The 16,790-nt window shown below is 74.0% G+C and carries 13 protein-coding genes and 1 tRNA gene; 10 read left to right on the top strand and 4 right to left on the bottom strand.

Going from position 1 to position 16,790, the window contains the following annotated elements; genetic code table 11:
- Positions 1-99 precede the first annotated feature (99 nt).
- Complete coding sequence (gene topA, locus ACTMS2_RS00380; RefSeq protein ID WP_441173506.1) at positions 100-2,940, top strand: type I DNA topoisomerase; 2,841 nt, start codon at positions 100-102, stop codon at positions 2,938-2,940.
- A 106-nt stretch (positions 2,941-3,046) separates the two neighbouring features.
- On the opposite strand, the gene ACTMS2_RS00375 is transcribed toward topA, so the two are convergent.
- Positions 3,047-4,015 (bottom strand): DUF559 domain-containing protein, encoded by a 969-nt coding sequence (locus ACTMS2_RS00375; protein ID WP_441173505.1) that lies wholly within the window; start codon positions 4,013-4,015, stop codon positions 3,047-3,049.
- A 143-nt stretch (positions 4,016-4,158) separates the two neighbouring features.
- Complete coding sequence (locus ACTMS2_RS00370; protein WP_441173504.1) at positions 4,159-5,475, bottom strand: D-arabinono-1,4-lactone oxidase; 1,317 nt, start codon at positions 5,473-5,475, stop codon at positions 4,159-4,161.
- A 222-nt stretch (positions 5,476-5,697) separates the two neighbouring features.
- Here ACTMS2_RS00370 and ACTMS2_RS00365 point away from each other — a divergent pair, with 222 nt between their 5' ends.
- Positions 5,698-6,270, top strand: coding sequence for a TetR/AcrR family transcriptional regulator (locus ACTMS2_RS00365; RefSeq protein WP_101413816.1), 573 nt, complete (start codon positions 5,698-5,700; stop codon positions 6,268-6,270).
- A 73-nt stretch (positions 6,271-6,343) separates the two neighbouring features.
- Here ACTMS2_RS00365 and ACTMS2_RS00360 read toward each other — a convergent pair whose 3' ends face one another.
- The gene (locus ACTMS2_RS00360; protein ID WP_441173503.1) at positions 6,344-7,552 is read right to left on the bottom strand and encodes an alanine racemase; all 1,209 of its coding nucleotides are present in this window, start codon (positions 7,550-7,552) and stop codon (positions 6,344-6,346) included.
- A 148-nt stretch (positions 7,553-7,700) separates the two neighbouring features.
- On the opposite strand from ACTMS2_RS00360, the gene tmk reads away from it, so the two are divergent.
- From tmk to ACTMS2_RS00330, 6 genes are all read left to right on the top strand, one after another.
- Entirely contained in the window at positions 7,701-9,980 is a 2,280-nt protein-coding gene (tmk, locus tag ACTMS2_RS00355; RefSeq protein ID WP_441174059.1) for a dTMP kinase, read from the top strand.
- A complete protein-coding gene (locus ACTMS2_RS00350) occupies positions 9,980-11,278 on the top strand; it encodes a DNA polymerase III subunit delta' (protein ID WP_441173502.1) in 1,299 nt (432 codons plus the stop codon). The genes tmk and ACTMS2_RS00350 overlap by 1 nt, the downstream gene beginning before the upstream one ends.
- 162 nt (positions 11,279-11,440) lie before the next feature.
- A complete protein-coding gene (locus ACTMS2_RS00345; RefSeq protein ID WP_101413819.1) occupies positions 11,441-11,770 on the top strand; it encodes a YbaB/EbfC family nucleoid-associated protein in 330 nt (109 codons plus the stop codon).
- A gap of 1 nt (position 11,771) precedes the next feature.
- Positions 11,772-12,077, top strand: a complete 306-nt coding sequence (locus ACTMS2_RS00340) for a hypothetical protein (protein WP_441173501.1) — start codon at positions 11,772-11,774, stop codon at positions 12,075-12,077.
- Positions 12,077-12,754, top strand: coding sequence for a hypothetical protein (locus ACTMS2_RS00335; protein ID WP_101415370.1), 678 nt, complete (start codon positions 12,077-12,079; stop codon positions 12,752-12,754). The genes ACTMS2_RS00340 and ACTMS2_RS00335 overlap by 1 nt, the downstream gene beginning before the upstream one ends.
- A gap of 180 nt (positions 12,755-12,934) precedes the next feature.
- Positions 12,935-13,795, top strand: coding sequence for a PSP1 domain-containing protein (locus ACTMS2_RS00330; RefSeq protein ID WP_441173500.1), 861 nt, complete (start codon positions 12,935-12,937; stop codon positions 13,793-13,795).
- A 101-nt stretch (positions 13,796-13,896) separates the two neighbouring features.
- Here ACTMS2_RS00330 and ACTMS2_RS00325 read toward each other — a convergent pair whose 3' ends face one another.
- Complete coding sequence (locus ACTMS2_RS00325; RefSeq protein WP_441174057.1) at positions 13,897-15,630, bottom strand: metallophosphoesterase family protein; 1,734 nt, start codon at positions 15,628-15,630, stop codon at positions 13,897-13,899.
- Between the two features lie 149 nt (positions 15,631-15,779).
- Between ACTMS2_RS00325 and ACTMS2_RS00320 the strand changes: the two genes are divergently transcribed.
- Both ACTMS2_RS00320 and ACTMS2_RS00315 read left to right on the top strand, forming a co-directional pair.
- A tRNA-Thr gene (locus tag ACTMS2_RS00320) sits at positions 15,780-15,853 on the top strand.
- A gap of 397 nt (positions 15,854-16,250) precedes the next feature.
- Entirely contained in the window at positions 16,251-16,628 is a 378-nt protein-coding gene (locus ACTMS2_RS00315; RefSeq protein WP_441173499.1) for a hypothetical protein, read from the top strand.
- Positions 16,629-16,790 lie beyond the last annotated feature (162 nt).

The raw sequence follows: 16,790 nt of genomic DNA, 5'->3' as shown, positions 1-16,790 counted from the left end.
GCGTTACGTTGGACATCCGGACCGCCGGGGGTCGGCGGGCCGAAAGCGGCCGGAACCGGGCGCCGGTGGCTACGAGCAGGAGTGAGGTCGGGGAGAGACGTGCCGAGCAAAGCTGGAACCACCCGTCTGGTCATCGTCGAGTCACCGGCGAAGGCCAAGACGATCTCGGGCTATCTCGGCCCGGGGTACGTCGTGGAGGCCAGCTTCGGCCACGTCCGGGACCTCCCGCGCAACGCCGCCGACGTGCCGGCGAAGTACAAGGGCGAGCCCTGGGCCCGCCTCGGGGTGGACGTCGACAACGGCTTCCACGCCCTCTACGTGGTCTCCGCCGACCGCAGGCAGCAGATCAGCAAGCTGGTGAAGCTCGCCAAGGAGGTCGACGAGATCTTCCTGGCGACGGATGAGGACCGCGAGGGCGAGGCGATCGCCTGGCACCTGGTGGAGACCCTCAAGCCCAAGGTGCCGGTCAAGCGGATGGTCTTCCACGAGATCACCAAGCCGGCCATCCAGGCCGCGGTGGCCAACCCCCGCGAGATCGACCGGGACCTGGTCGACGCCCAGGAGGCCCGGCGCATCCTCGACCGCCTCTACGGCTACGAGGTCTCGCCCGTGCTGTGGAAGAAGGTCATGCCGAAGCTCTCGGCGGGCCGGGTGCAGTCCGTGGCGACCCGGATCGTGGTGGAGCGCGAGCGGCAGCGGATGGCCTTCCGCACGGCGGAATACTGGGACATCCTGGCCACGCTGGCCGTCGCGAACGCCGGCGAGGGGCCGCGCACCTTCAACGCCACCCTGGTCGCGCTGAACGGCGACCGGATCGCCACCGGCAAGGACTTCGAGCCGACCACCGGCCGGGTGAAGGCCGGCGCCGGCGTCGTGCACCTCGACTCCGGCGGCGCCCGGGGGCTCGCGGCCCGCCTGGAGGGCCGGCCCTTCACGGTCACCCGGGTCGAGGAGAAGCCCTACCGCCGCCGCCCGTACGCGCCGTTCATCACCTCCACCCTCCAGCAGGAGGCGGCCCGCAAGCTGCGGTTCTCGTCGCAGCAGACGATGCGCACCGCGCAGCGCCTCTACGAGAACGGCTACATCACCTACATGCGTACCGACTCGGTGAACCTGTCGGAGACCGCCATCGCGGCGGCCCGCCGGCAGATCGTCGAGCTGTACGGCGAGCGCAGCGTGCCGCCGGAGCCGCGCCGCTACACCGGCAAGGTGAAGAACGCGCAGGAGGCGCACGAGGCGATCCGCCCGGCGGGGGACAACTTCCGCACCCCGGGCGACGTGGCCAAGGAGCTGTCGGCCGAGGAGTTCAAGCTCTACGAGCTGATCTGGCGGCGCACCATCGCCTCGCAGATGACCGACGCCGTCGGCTCCAGCGTCTCGGTGCGCATCCGCGCCGTCTCCTCCGCGCAGGAGGAGGCCGACTTCGGCGCGACCGGCAAGACCATCACCGACCCGGGCTTCCTGCGGGCGTACGTCGAGTCCAGCGACGACGAGAACGCCGAGGCCGAGGACGCCGAGCGTCGCCTGCCCAACCTGGTCAAGGACCAGCCGCTCACCGCCGACGAGCTGGCCGCGCAGGGCCACCACACCCAGCCGCCGTCGCGCTACACGGAGGCGTCGCTGGTCAAGGCCCTGGAGGAGCTGGGCATCGGCCGCCCGTCGACGTACGCGTCGATCATGCAGACCATCCAGGACCGCGGCTACGTGACCAAGCGCGGCCAGGCGATGATCCCGACCTTCCTGGCGTTCGCGGTGATCGGCCTGCTGGAGCGGCACTACCCGCGCCTGATCGACTACGACTTCACCGCCAGCATGGAGAACGAGCTGGACGAGATCGCCGGCGGCGACCACGCCGCCGTCGACTTCCTCACCGCGTTCTACTTCGGCAGCGCCAACGGCGCCGGCGACCAGGACATCGCCCGCTCGGGCGGGCTGAAGAAGCTGGTCACCGAGAACCTCAACGAGATCGACGCGCGTAGCGTCAACTCGATCCCGCTCTTCACCGACGACGAGGGCCGCGAGGTCGTCGTGCGGGTGGGCCGCTACGGGCCGTACCTCCAGCGGGCGGTGCCGGGCGAGCAGCAGGCGCCGGCCGCCGAGGGCGAGGAGGGCGGCGGCCAGGGCGACCGGGCGCCGATCCCCGAGGGGCTGGCGCCCGACGAGCTGACCCCCGAGAAGGTGCACGAGCTGTTCCTCGGCGGCGGGGGCGAGCGCAAGCTCGGCGACGACCCGGCCACCGGCGAGCCGATCCTGCTCAAGTCGGGCCGCTTCGGCCCCTACGTGGCCAGCGGCGAGCGCAAGTCGTCGCTGCTGCGTTCGCAGTCGCCGGACTCGCTGACCTTCGACGAGGCGCTGAAGCTGCTCAGCCTGCCCCGGGTGGTCGGGGTGGCCCCGGACGGCGCCGAGGTGCTCGCCAACAACGGCCGCTACGGCCCGTACGTCAAGCGCGGCGACGAGTTCCGCTCGCTGGACTCCGAAGAGAAGATGTTCACCGTCACGCTGGACGAGGCGCTGGCCCTGCTGGCCGCCCCGAAGACCCGCCAGCGTCGGGCCGCCGCGCCGCCCCTGCGGGAGATGGGCGTCGACCCGCTGACGGAGAAGCCGCTGGTCATCAAGGACGGCCGCTTCGGCCCGTACGTGACCGACGGCGAGACCAACGCGTCGCTGCGGCGCGGCCAGACCCCGGAGGCGCTGAGCATCGAGGAGGCCTCCGAGATGCTCGCCGAGAAGCGGGCGAAGGGGCCGGTGCCGAAGAAGACCGCCGCGAAGAAGGCGCCCGCGAAGAAGGCGCCGGCCAAGAAGGCCACGGCGGCGAAGAAGACGGCCGCGGCGACCAAGTCGACGGTCGCGAAGAAGACCACGACGGCCAAGGCCACCACGGCCAGGAAGGCCCCGGCGAAGAAGGCGGCCCCCAGAAAGGCCACCACCAGCCCCGACTGAGCGACCACCGCTCGTCGGCAACTGCTGCCGCAAGAGATCTTGGTACGACCGCGCCCCTCGGAGGGCGTGTTCGTACCAAGATCCGGCGCAGCTTGCCGGCGCCGGGTCAGGGCGAGCCCGTCCAACCGGCGGCTCGCAGGGCTGCTCTGACCTGGGCGAGGACCGTTCGAGGGTCGTTGCGTACCGCCCAGGCGGGGAAACGGAGCACCCGGTCGCCGTCGACCCACAGGTCGTTCTGCCGGCGCATGTCCGCCCACGCGGTGGCGGGGTCGAGGTGCTGCCCGCCGTCGATCTCCACGTGCACCCGCCACCGCCCGAACCACACGTCGAGATAGCGGCGACGCCCGTCGGCGTCGCGTCGAACGGCCTGTCGGGAAGGCTCAGGAAGCCCCGCTCGTCGCACCAGGTCGAGGAAGTCCAACTCGGCCAGGGAATGCGCGCCCCCGGCGGCGTCCTCGGCGGTCCGTCGGATCAGGCTTCGGCGCCGGACCCGGAGCATTCGGTTCAGCACCATGTGCAGGTCGTCGCCGCCGACGAGGCGCTGTTGGAAGCCTGCGGCGACGACCGCCCGAGCCTGCTCGTCAGTCGCCGCCCACTGCGCCGCGTCGACCAGTGACCGGGCAGGCATGGTGCGGGGCGGCTGCCCGACGTGCAGCACGTCCTCCTCGCCGAGCAGGGTGCTCCGGTGCAGGCGTACGCCGGGTGGCAGGGCGCGGCTCTGGTGCGGGGCCGGCAGGAGCACGTCGACGATCCGGCTCTCGTAGCCGCGTAGGCCCCAGGCATGGGCCGCCGTGAGCCCGCCGAGCACCGCGGCCGGCCCGGCGGCGAGCACGGCGATCCATCGATGCTGGGCGGGACCGACCGGACCGTTGTGGGCGACGAAGACGGCACGGTGCACCTGGCGCCAACGGTGGGTGGCGACCCGGTGCCGGATCGCCTTCGGCGACAGGTGGCACCGGGCCTGGTCCAGGCTGATCACGTCTTCCTGATGGAACAGCAACCAGGTCAGCTCGTCGGCGTCGTCACCCGGCAACGCCCGCCGCAGCCCCGCCAACGACCTCGAAGACCTCGCCACACCCGAACTCTGCCCACCCCGTACCGCCCGCGTCCGCCCCTGTGGACGGCGGACAGATCTTGGTACGCGCGCGCCCCCACAAGGGCCGTTTCGTACCAAGATCTCGCCGCTCGCCGCCGGCGAGCGGCGAGCGGCGGTGGGGGTCAGCCCAGGGTGCGGGTCAGGTGGGGGTTGGTGAAGAGGTGGTGTGGGTCGAGGCGGGCGCGCAGCGCCTGGAAGTCCGCCCAGCGGGGGTACGCCGGGGCGAGTGACTCCGCGTCGCGCCAGTGCAGCTTGCCCCAGTGGGGCCGGCCGCCGAGGCTCGCGGCGACCTGCTCGAAGGCCCGGAAGTACGGCTCGTACGGCATGCCGACGTACTGGTGGACGGCCACGTACGCGGATTCGCGCCCGTAGCCGTGGGAGAGCCAGATGTCGTCGGGGGCGGTGAAGCGCACCTCGACCGGGAAGAGCACCTTGAACGGCAGCCCGTCGACGATCCGCCGCAGCGCGTCGAGCGCCTCGCGGAGGGCGTCGCGCGGCAGCGCGTACTCCATCTCCACGAAGCGGACCCGGCGCGGGGTGCAGAAGACCTGGTCGGAGCGGCCGGTGTAGCGGCGCTCGGTGAGCGCGCGGGCGGAGACGGCGCTGATGCCGGGGGCGAGGGCCGGCACGGCGCGGCCGAGCCGGCAGGCCCCGGCGAAGACGGTGTTGGACAGGAACTCGTCGTCGAGCCAGCCGCGCCACCGGGGCAGCGGCCGGTCGTCGGCGGGCACCCGGTCGTTGGTCTTGACCTGCACCCGCTCGGTGTAGGGGAACCAGTAGAACTCGGCGTGGTCGTGCTCCCGCACCAGCGAGGGCAGTTCGTCGAGCACGGCGGCGAGCGGCGCGGGCCGTTCGTGGGCGAGGAGTACGAACGCGTCCACGCAGCGCAGGGTCACCTCGACGAGCACCCCGAGCGCGCCCAGCGAGACCCGGGCGGCGGCGAACACGTCGGGGTGTTCGTCGGCGGAGCAGCGCAGCACCTCGCCGGTGCCGGTGACGAGCGTGAGCGCCTCGACGAACGTCGACAGGCAGCCGTATCCGGCGCCGGTGCCGTGGGTGCCGGTGGAGATCGCCCCGGCGATCGTCTGGGCGTCGATGTCGCCGAGATTGGGCAGTGCCAGGCCGTGGGCGGCGAGCAGATCGTTGAGCGCGCGCAGGGTGATCCCGGCCGGTACGGTGACCAGTCGGCGATCGACGTCGACCCGTACCCCGGTGTCGAGGTCGGCCAGTTCCATCCGCCGCCCGTCGGTGACCGCGACGCCGGTGAAGGAGTGGCCGCTGCCCACCGCCCTGATCCGGGCTCCGGTCGTCGCGGCGGCGCGTACGGCGTCGGCCACGTCGGTGAGGGAGGTGGGGCGCAGGATGGCGGTGGCGGTTGCGCGTTGGTTGCCGGCCCAGTTGGACCAGCCTGCCAGGGTGGGCGGTGCGGTGCCGGCCATGCGCACTCCTCGACATGAACGTGAACTGACTTCATATCAGGAACGTTGTAGCAGGTAAATACCGCAATCGAGGTTTGCTCGTTGTACCGGTAGTCACGAACCCGTGACGTGCAGATATGTTCATCCGTCGAAGGGGGGTGGCGAGTGTCCACACCAGCCGCCACAGCCGGGCCGCTGCGCCGCGTACCGGTGCAGGGTCGAAGTGTCGCGCGGGTCCAGCGGATGCTGGACGCCTGCGCCGAACTCGTCGACGAGGTGGGGTACGAGGGACTGACCACGACCCTCCTCGCCGAGCGTGCCGAGGTGGCGATCGGGTCGGTCTACCAGTTCTTCCCGGACAAGCGGGCGATCGTGCAGGCGCTGACCCTGCGCACGATGGAGTCCTACCTCCAGCGGCTCGACGAGCGCTTCGCCTCCGACGACCTGACCCACTGGTGGGACGGGGTCGACGCGGGCATCGACGAGTACATCACGATGCACCGCACCGTTCCGGGATTCCGTACCCTGCACTTCGGCGACGTGGTCGACCTGCACCTGCTCGACGAGCAGCGGGACAACAACGGGGTGATCGCGGACCAGTTGGCCCGTGTGCTCGCCGAGCGATTCGGGCTGGACGTCCCCGATCTCCGGTTCCATCTCGAGATCGCCGTGGAGGCGGCCGACGCGCTGATCAAGCTGGCGTTCCGCCGGCTGCCCGAGGGCGACGACCGGGTGCTGGCCGAGGCCAAGGCGCTGATCCGGGAGTACCTGCACCGCCAGGTCGACGCGCCGGCCGACGCCGGCCAGCCCGGCTGAACCGGCCGCGCCGCCACCCGCCTGCGGGCTCCGTCCCGGGCGCGAGCGGTCCGGGACGCGCCGGGCCGGCGGATCAGAGGAAGGCGTGGCCCTCACCCCGGTAGGTGGGCACCGTGGCCACGACCGTGTCGCCGTCGACCAGGTGCAACTCGTTGACGTGCTCGCACAACTCGCCGGCCTTCGCGTGCCGGAACCAGACCCGGTCGCCGACCCGCAGGGCGCCGGCCGCCGTGCCGGCCAGCGGGGTCTGAACCTCGCCGGCCCCCTCGGTGCCGATCAACTTCAGGCCCTCCGGCAGCCACGGCCGGGGCAGCCGGCTGTCCTCGGCGGGGCCGGAGGCGATCCAGCCGCCGCCGAGCACGGTGGCGAGGCCGGGCCCCGGGCGGCGCACCACCGCGCAGGCGAAGGCCGCCGCCGGGGTGGGGCGCCAGGCGCGGTACGCGTCGAACAGCGTCGGCCCGTACAGGCCCGATCCCGCGGTGACCTCGGTGACCGCGGGATCGGCGCTGGTCGCGGCCACGCTGCCGGTGCCGCCGCCGTTGACGAACTCCAGGTCGGCGTGTTCGCGTACGGCGGCCACCGCCGCGCCCCGGCGGGCCAGCAACTCGCGGTACGACCCGCGCTGGGCCAGCCGGATCGCGGAGCCGAGCACCGCCCGCCCGGGCGGCGCGTCGCCGAGGCCGGCGATCTGTGCCTCGTACGCCATCAGCCCGACCAGCCGGAAGCCCGCGCGCGCCGCGACGGTGGCGGCGAGCGCGCCGGCCGCCCGGGCGCTGTGCACCGGTGAGCGGCGCACCCCGACGTGCACCCGCCCGCCCAGCGGTCGCCAGGAGGCGTCCAGGTCGAGGCAGACCCGCAGCTCGGGGCGGCGGCCGGGCGGGCACACGGCGTCGACGAGGTCGAGCTGGTCGGTGCCGTCGATCATCAGCGTGACGGCGGCGGCGAGCGCCGGGTCGGCGGCGAGCGCGGCGAGCGCCCCCCGGTCGACCGTGGGGTACGCCACCAGCGCGTCGTCGGTCACGCCGGTGCGGACCAGCCAGCTCGCCTCGGGCAGGGTGAAGGCCATCACGCCTGCCCAGCCGGGTCGCGCCAGCGCCCGGCCGATCAGGTCCCGGGCGCGGACCGACTTGCTGGCGATCCGGACCGGCTTGCCGGCGGCGCGGTCGGCCAGCGCGGCGGCGTTGCGGTCGAAGGCCGCGAGGTCGACGACGGCGTACGGCGGGTCGAGGTGCGCGGTCGCCCGGTCGAGGCGCTCACGAACTTTGTCGCTTTCGATGGCCACGTGTGCACGCTAACTGTCTGGGAGGAAATGCGAAACACCCTCGCTTCTGTCCGGGCTGCGGGCGGTGGTCGCGGCGGCCTAGGCTCGGCGAACAGGAGAATGTCGCGGCGGGGCGGGTCCCCGCCGGGTCTAGAGTGTTCCACCGGGACTGCCCAGCGATGGGCCGGCACGTGGAGGTACGGCCATCGAAAGCCAGTTCAACGGCGAGTCGCCCGGCGTGTCGCCGTCCCCGAACCCGCCCGGCGCCGCCGAGAAACCCGCTGCCGACCCGCCCGGCGCCGCCGAGAAGCCCGCTGCCGACCTGTCCGGCTACGCGGGCATCCGCTCGGTGCTGCGGATCACCCCGTTCCGCCGGCTCTGGATCGTGCTCGGCGCGGCCTCCTTCGGCGACTGGTTCGGCCTGCTCGCCACCAGCGTCTTCGCCGCCTCCCAGGTCGAGGGGAGCACCGCCAAGGGCGCCGCCTTCGGTGGCGTGATCGCCATCCGGCTGCTGCCGGCGCTGGTGCTCGGCCCGATCGCCGGCGTGCTGGCCGACCGCTTCGACCGGCGCTGGACGATGGTCATCTGCGACGTGCTGCGGTTCCTGCTCTTCGCCTCGATCCCGCTGGTCGCGCTGCTCGGCGCCTCCGGCGGGGCGGTGGTCGCCTGGGCGGCTGTCGCCACCTTCCTGATCGAGTCGCTCACGCTGCTGTGGATCCCGGCCAAGGAGGCCGCGGTCCCCAACCTGATCCCGCGCGCCCGGCTGGAGGCCGCCAACCAGCTCACGCTGATCACCACGTACGGCCTCACCCCGGTCCTCGCCGCGCTGATCCTCGCCGCGCTCGACGCGATCGTGCGGGGGGCCACCGGGGGCGCGGCGCCGGACTGGGCCGCGCCGGCCAATCTGGCGCTCTGGTTCAACGCGTTCTCCCGGCTGGCAACCGCGCTGGTGGTGGCGTACGGCATCAAGGAGATCAGCCAGGGGCAGGCCGCCGAGCGGGGCGGGGGCGAGCAGAGCATGCTGCGCCAGTTCAAGGAGGGCTGGCGCTACATCGGCCAGACCCCGCTGGTCCGCGGCCTGGTGCTCGGCATCTTCGGCGCGTTCGCCGGCGGCGGCATCGTGATCGGCACCGCCAAGTTCTTCGCCATCTCGCTCGGTGCCGGCGACGCCGCCTTCTACCTGCTCTTCGGCGCCATCTTCGTCGGCCTCGCGCTCGGCATCGGGCTCGGCCCGATGATCGTCAAGGACATGTCCCGGCGGCGCTGGTTCGGCATGAGCATCGTGCTGGCCAGCGCCTCGGTGATGGCCCTGGCCTTCGCCATCCACCTCTCCATGGCGATGGTCGGCGCGATCCTCGTCGGCGCGGGCGCCGGCATGGCCTTCCTCTCCGGCACCACCCTGCTCGGTGGCGAGATCGCCGACGAGGTACGCGGCCGGGTCTTCGCGGTGGTGCAGATCGGCACCCGGCTGGTGCTGATCCTCGCGATCGGCCTCAGCAGCCTGCTCGCCGGCGTCGGCGGCTCGCGCCGGCTGGAGCTGGCCGACCTGGGCGTGTCGATCTCGTCCACCCGACTGCTGCTGCTCGCCGCCGGTGCCGCCGGCATCTTCGCCGGGATCAGCGCGTTCGGGCAGATGGACGACAAGAAGGGCGTGCCCGTCCTGGCCGACCTCTGGGGCTCGATCCGGGGCCGCCCGCTGATGCCGGCCGAGCCGTTCGTCTCCGCCGGCCTCTTCGTGGTCTTCGAGGGCGGCGAGGGCGCCGGCAAGTCCACCCAGCTCGCCGCGCTCGCCGAGCGGCTGCGCGGGCAGGGGCGCGACGTGGTGGTGACCCGCGAGCCGGGGGCCACCGCCGTCGGCGAGCGGATCCGGTCGCTGCTGCTCGGCGCGCCCGGCTCCGACGGGCCGTCGCCGCGCGCCGAGGCGCTGCTCTACGCCGCCGACCGGGCGCACCACGTCGCCACCGTCGTCCGGCCGGCGCTCGTCCGGGGCGCGGTGGTGATCAGCGACCGGTACGTCGACTCGTCCCTGGCGTACCAGGGGGCGGGGCGCACGCTCCCCGTCGACGAGGTCTCCTGGCTCTCGTCCTGGGCCACCGGCGGGCTCAAGCCCGACCTGGTGGTGCTGCTGGACGTCGACCCGCGCACCGGCCTGGCCCGGGTGGCGGCCCGCGCCGAGGCGGCCGACCGCCTGGAGGCCGAGTCCGTCGCCTTCCACGAGCGGGTCCGGTACGCCTTCCTCGACCTCGCCGCCGCCGACCCGAAGCGCTACCTCGTGCTCGACGCATCCCGCCCGGTCGAGGAGACTGCCGGGCAGGTGGCCCGGCGGATCGAGGAGATGTTCGGCACCCCCGGCGGCATCGTGCACCCGCGCCCCGCGCACGGGCCGGACACCTCGGTGCAGCCGGAGTTATCCGAATCGGAGCTGGTACCGATGGAGCACCGGACCTGATGCCCGACGTCTTCGCCGACCTGGTCGGGCAGGACGAGGCGGTCGACACGCTGCGCCGCGCCGCCGCCGCGGCGTCCGCCGTGCTGCGCGCCGCCGCCGCGGCGTCCGCCGTGCTGCGCGCCGCCGCCGTCGTGCCCACGACCGACGCCGACGGGCCCGACGCGCTCGCCGAGGAGTCCGCCGACGCGCAGGCGGCGGTCGCCGTCGACGCGGGGGCGGGGATGACGCACGCCTGGATCTTCACCGGGCCGCCCGGGTCGGGCCGGTCGGTGGCGGCGCGGGCCTTCGCCGCCGCCCTCCAGTGCGCGTACGGCACCGGCTGCGGCGCGTGCCCCGGCTGCCACACCACGATGACGGGCACCCACGCCGACGTCCGGATGGTGGTGCCGGAGGGGCTCTCCATCGGCGTCAACGAGATGCGGGCGCTGGTGCTGCGCGCCGCCAGCACCCCGTCGGGCGGGCGCTGGCAGGTGGTGGTCATCGAGGACGCGGACCGGCTCACCGAGGCGGCCGGCAACGCGCTGCTCAAGGCCATCGAGGAGCCGCCGCCGCGGACGGTCTTCCTGCTCTGCGCCCCGTCCACCCACCCCGAGGACATCTCCGTGACCATCCGGTCGCGCTGCCGGGTCGTACCGCTGGGGCAGCCCTCGCCCGACGCGGTGGCCGAGGTGCTGGTCCGCCGCGACGGGGTCACGCCCGACGTGGCGCGGTGGGCGGCGGCGGCCGCGCAGGGGCACGTGGGGCGGGCCCGGCGGCTGGCCCGCGACCCGGAGGCGCGCAAGCGCCGGGAGGCCGTGCTCGCGGTGCCGCGCCGGCTGACCGGCGTGGGCGCCGCGTTCGACGCGGCGTCGGCACTGATCGAGGCGGCCGAGGCGGAGGCCGAGGCGTCCGTGGCGGAGGCAGACGCGGCCGAGCGGGCGGCGCTGGAGACCGCGCTCGGCGCCGGCGGCACCGGGCGGGGGGCGGCCGGCGCGATCCGGGGCGCCGCCGGGCAGCTGAAGGACCTGGAGAAGCGGCAGCGGTCCCGGGCCACCCGGGCGCAGCGGGACGCGCTGGACCGAGCGTTGGTCGACCTGGCCGGCTTCTACCGCGACGCGCTCACCATGGCGCTGCGCGCCCCCGTGGCGCCGGTGCACACCGACACCGCCGCGCTGGCCGGGGCGGGCGCCCAGAAATGGGACGCCGAGGGGACGCTGCGCCGCCTGGAGGCGGTGCTGGAGTGCCGGGCGGCGATCGAGGCCAACGTGAAGCCCCGCATCGCCGTCGAGGCGATGATGCTCTCGCTCTGGAAGGGCTGAGCCCGCCGGCCGCGCGGACGGTCCCGCGCGGATCGGGTCCCGCCAGCCGGACCGGCCGTCCACAGGCATCGACAGGCGCGATTGCTGTGCGGTACGGTCCGGTGTGCCGTGGTGACCGTGGCGGCACGCACAGTGATTCCCTGTTCCGGGAGGAGTCCGCCGATGCCGCGGGGGGAGATCGACGAGGCCTGGATCGAGGAGGCGGTGCGGCGCTACCGCCGGATCGAGTCCCTCCAGGCCGAGTTCGACCAGGCGGTGTCGACCGTCGAGGTCACCGTCCGATCGCCCGACGGGCTGGTCGAGGTGGTGGTCACCGCCGGCGGGCGGATCACCGACGTGCGCTTTCTCGGCCCGCTGCACTCCCGCAACCCGCGCGACGTCGCCGGTTCGGTGCAGGCGGCGGTCACGGCGGCGGCCGACGCGGCCCAGTGGGCCCGGGAGAAGCTGCACAACGAGACCTTCGCCGCCTACCGGCCGCTGGCGGGAGCCTGAGATGGACAGCCTGCGCGCCCTCGCCGCCCGGCTCGACGAGGCGAGCGAGACCATGACCACCGTCTCCCGCACGGTCACCGCAGGCGACCCGGCCCAGACCGCGTTCGGCGCCGACGCCACCGGCCGGCCCGGGGAGATCGGGCGGGCCCTGCACCGGCAGTGGACCGCCGCGACCGGCGACCGGGCCCGGGAGGCCCACGTCGCCGCCCAACGGCTGGCCGCCGTCGCGGCGGCGGTGCGGGCCGCCGCCGACCACTACGCCGACGTCGACCGCGCCGCGCGCTACCGGCTGACCGGGGAGGCGTGATGGACGCGCTGGACCGCCTCGCCGAGCCCGGCCTCGACCTGCTCCGCCGGGTCGACACGCTGCTCGCCGTCGGGGCGCCCGAGGGGCACCGCGTGTGGCCGCTGCTGCGCCGGATGCAGGTGCTTCCCGGCGAGGCCGTCCGGAACTTCCTCGACCTGCATCCGGCGCCGCTGGCCACCGCCGGCCACACCGCCCGCCGCCTGGTGCGGGGCTACGACGAGGCCTCCGCCGCGCTGACCGACCCGGTCCTCTGGTCCGGTCCGGCCGCGTCGTCGTACGGGCAGGCCCGGGCGGCCCTGCTGCGCCACCTCGACGAGGGGCCGGAGAGCCTGGTCGGCCGCCTGGAGTCGACGGCCGGCTACGCCGACGCGCTCGCCGACTGGGTGGAGGGCAGCCGGCTCGCACTGGCCCGGGCGCTGGCCGACGTCCTGCGCTGCGCCGAGGCGGTGACCGTGGTCGCCGCGACGTCGGTGCCGACCCGCGCGCCGGGGGCGGCGGGGCCGGGCGGGACGGAGGCCGCCGAGATCGCCGCGCGGGTGCTGGCGGTGCTCTGCGTCGCGTACGACGGGGCCGAGACCCTGCTGCGTCAGTGGGCGCCGAGCCTCGCCGAGTCCCGCTGGCGCGAGCCGGTCGCCGAACGCCCCCGCTACGACACCCCGACCCGCGTCGGCTGGTGACGCCCCGCTGCCGGCGTGCTCGCCAGGCAGCGCGTCCGCGCGCCGGGCCGGGGTGCCGGTTGCGCCGGCACGACGCGCGCCGCACCGCGCCGATTCGGCGGTCGTGGATGGCTGCGCACCGTAGTCGGGCCGCGACGGCCGGCCGGGCAGCCCCGGCCCGCGCGTCGTAGGGTGTCAGACATGGGCATGCTCTGCGCGGTCAGCTTCCAGCGGTACGGGCGCCTCTACTACCTGGACCCGGGCGAGCTGCGGCCACAGGTCGGCGACAAGGTGCTGGTGCCGACCGACGACGGGCCGGAGGTGGCCGAGTGCGTCTGGGCGGCGCAGTGGGTCACCGAGGAGACCGACGGCTTTCCCCGGCTGGCCGGCCTGGCCGGTGAGGACGACCTGCGCCGCGACGAGACGGTGCGCCGCCGCAAGGCCGAGGCCAAGGTCGCGGCGAAGCGGCTGATCCGTGAGCACACCCTGCCGATGAAGGTGGTCGCGATCGACCACGTCCTCGGGGCCGCCGAGGGCGGCGGCGAGCGGAGCACCATCTATTTTACGGCCCCGCACCGGGTGGACTTCCGCGCGCTGGTGCGGGACCTCGGCGCGACCCTGCACTGCCGGGTCGAGCTGCGCCAGCTCTCCGCCCGGGACTCGGCGCGGGTGCAGGGCGGCATCGGCTCCTGCGGCCGGGACCTCTGCTGCGCCACCTTCCTCACCGACTTCGAGCCGGTCACCATCCGGATGGCGAAGGACCAGGACCTGCCGCTCAACCCGCTGCGCATCTCCGGCGCGTGCGGCCGGCTCATGTGCTGCCTCAAGTACGAACATCCCCTGTACGCCAAGTTCCAGGAGTCCGCCCCGGCGGTCGGCGCCCGCGTCACCACGCCGGAGGGGGACGGCCGCGTGGTCGGCCACAGCGTCCCGAGAGACGCCGTGACCGTCCGCCTGGACGCCGACGGCTCGCGCTCCATGTGCTCCCGCGCCGACGTCTGCGGTTCCCGCCGCGCCTACGAAGGCCGTGACCAGACAGGTCCGGCGGGTGCGGCGCGATGACCGACGTACGTCGGCGCCGACGGCGGTGATCGCGCCCCGCCCATGGCAGTCGAGTGCCGGCGCGGCAGGGCGACGGCCGGGTCGGGCCGCGGCGTTCCCCGTCAGGTGAGGGTGGTGGGCGGCTCGGCCAGGCGGGGGCGCAGCGGCTGCCCCGGGGCCAGCCAGGAAGCCTCGGCAGACTGGTCCGGGTTGACCTGCCAGTCGCGGGCGACCCGGTCGACGGCGATGGGGTAGATCGTCAGGCTGCCGTCGGGGTCGATGCGCAGCCGCAGGAACGCCTTCGCGTCCTCGATGCCCTGCCCCGCGAAGAGCTCGTTGACGTTCACCCCGAACGCGCCCGCCACCAGCAGGTACGCGGCCACCACCTGGCTCGACACCAGCCCGATCACCGGACCGTAGAGCACCGCCGCGGCGACGGCCGGCAGCGGCCACGGCCAGTCGTAGAAGGGCAGGGACAGCCAGGCCCAGGTGCCGACGGTGCCCAGCCCGATCTGGGCCAGGCCGTGGCCCACGCCGAGGATCCAGTGCCGGGCGTGCCGCTTGCCGCCGGAGCTGGGCGGCTTGGCGAAGAACGCGGCGCCGAGCATCGTGACGATCAGCATCGCCATCAGCGGCACGCTGAACAGTCGCTGCTCGGTGCCCTCCGGGTTGCTCGCGACGCCGGCCGTCGCCAGCATCAGCAGCGTGTGCAGGGTGCCCAGCAGCGTGGTGAAGCCCGGGTTGCGCATCGGCAGGCGGGGGAAGATGCCCCAGGCGTACCGCCGGGAGCGGGCGGCGTCCGGGTAGCGGCCGGCCAACTCGTACGGGTGGGAGGCACTGGCCCGCCGGGCGAGGGTGTCGCGCGGCGGCACCTCGATGCGCTCCGGGAGCTTGTGTGTCGGGTAGAGGTACGCGCCGCCGCCCCCGCAGGTGATCAGCTGCCGGTCCGGGCCGGCGTACCGGGCGTAGTGGTGCAGGTCACCGGAGATCAGCAGTCGCACCTGGGCGCCGGTGGGCGCGACGATCGTACGGATGAAGTAGTCGATCGAGTCGTACGCCGTGGGGTGGTCGACGGCCTTGACCCACGTCGGCGCCGGCACGGCCAGGATCACCCGGCTCTGCGGGCCCAGCCGCTCGGCGACCCGGTCGAAGTAGGTGAGCTGCGGATCGTCGAGGTACGAGCCGGACTGGTCGTCGAGGCCGAGCAGCCACCAGTCGGCGGGCAGTTCGACCGCGAAGTACGAGCGGGACTGGCCCGTGCCCCAGCCGCCGAAGTGCCGGTCCCGGGACCGGACGAAGAGCCGCAGGAAGGCGGTCAGGCCGTCGTACCAGTCGTGGTTGCCGGGAACCGCGAACAGCGTGGGCCGCTCGGGCGGGGTGACCGGCAGCGCGGCCTGGTAGGGCCCCTTGCACCGGTCCTCGTACGCCTCGAAGGCCGCCGACGGGTAGACCTGGTCGCCGCCCATCACCAGGGTCTGCGCGCGGGGCAGCCGGTGCCCGTCCACCTCCAGCTCGGGCTGGGCGATCAGGTACGCCACCGAGTAGGTGGCGTTGAAGCCGTCGCCCAGGTCGGCCACGTAGTCCAGCCAGAGGCCGCCGTCCGGCCCGACCTGCCGCGCGATGCCCGCGTCGAGCGAGTTCTGCAACTCCCGCTTGTCCAGGTACGCCCCGAAGAGCATCGCCAGCAGCGTACGGATGCCGGTGCTGATCAGCAGGAACGGCGCGAGCCACGGCACCGGCTTGCGTGGCGTGAAGCCCAGCTCCCGGGGGTCGATGCCGCGCGGCCGACGCGCCGCCCGCCCGCCGGCCGCCTCGCTCGCGTGCGCGCTCACCGCCGCGCCGTCCTGCGGATCCACGTCGGGGGCGCGATCGTCGTTCACCCGCCGCAGCGTAGTCCCGGGCGGCGGCGGTCGCTGTCCGGCGGACGACGGATCGGGGCCCGGATGTCCGGATGGGGATCCCGTTCGGCCGTGGGGCGGGGCGTGCCGTACACTTGACGATCGTTGCCGCCTTAGCTCAGTCGGCTAGAGCGACGCACTCGTAATGCGTAGGTCGACGGTTCGATTCCGTCAGGCGGCTCGGTGAAGAAGCCCAGGTCAACGACCTGGGCTTCTTCGATTTCATGGGTCCAGGCCGAGCGAACCACGCACGGCCAGGATCGTGACGGTTGAACTCCCTACCCACTGCCCGCCCCGGGCGGTGCCGCGATGCATGATCGGGAGATGCGGATGCCGGTGACCCGAAAGGGCTGGCTCCTTGCCGCGGCAGGCTTCCTGATCTGGGCGCTCTCTCCGCTCCTGTGGGTGGCGGGAAAGCTCCCTCTCGACGTCAGCCTGTTCATCGGCTCGACCGCTCTGCTCCCGTGGATGGTCTACGTCGGGACCAGGAAGCGGGACACGGGTGGCCGTCAGTAGCGACGAGCCCCTGCCCGACCGGTCGTCCGGAACCTCGGCGCCGCGTGTCGTACGGTCGACGCATGACCGCACCCGATGACGTCCTGGCGGCCCTCCGCGACTTCGTGGCCCGCGTCGACGCGCTCGATCCGGCCGCCGCGCCGCAGGGTGAGCTGGTCGTCGGCCTGCGGGGCGTCGAGTCGCGGCTGGCGCTGAGCGCCCCGGTCGCCCGCGCCCTGGTGGAGGCGTTGCGGGCGTACCACGACCCGCGCGACCGGGGTCGCTGCGACCACTGCGGCGGCGGGCGACTCGATGACAACTTCCTGTGCGGAGACTGCGGCCGACCTAGCGGGCTGTTCGGCCAGTTGGTCTCCGAGCGGGCCGCCCGGCACACGCAGCAGGGCGCGGTCCCGGCGGCGCCCGTCGCGGGCGGCCGGCACGCCCGCGCCGACGGTCGCTGACCCGGGCGGGCCCGACCCGACCGCGCGATGCGGGCGGCGACTGGAGGCAGGAGGCATGCCGTACGTCGGCAGCCCACGACTTTGTCGGTCGTGGTCGCTACCCTCCCGGCGTGACTGATCCGGTGGATGGCCTACGGGTGCCGCGCGTCGAGGAGGAGGCCC

It is taken from the genome of Micromonospora sp. SD12 (genome assembly GCF_052068495.1).
Lineage (GTDB): Bacteria > Actinomycetota > Actinomycetes > Mycobacteriales > Micromonosporaceae > Micromonospora > Micromonospora echinofusca.
This window is presented reverse-complemented; position numbering and strand designations above follow the sequence as displayed.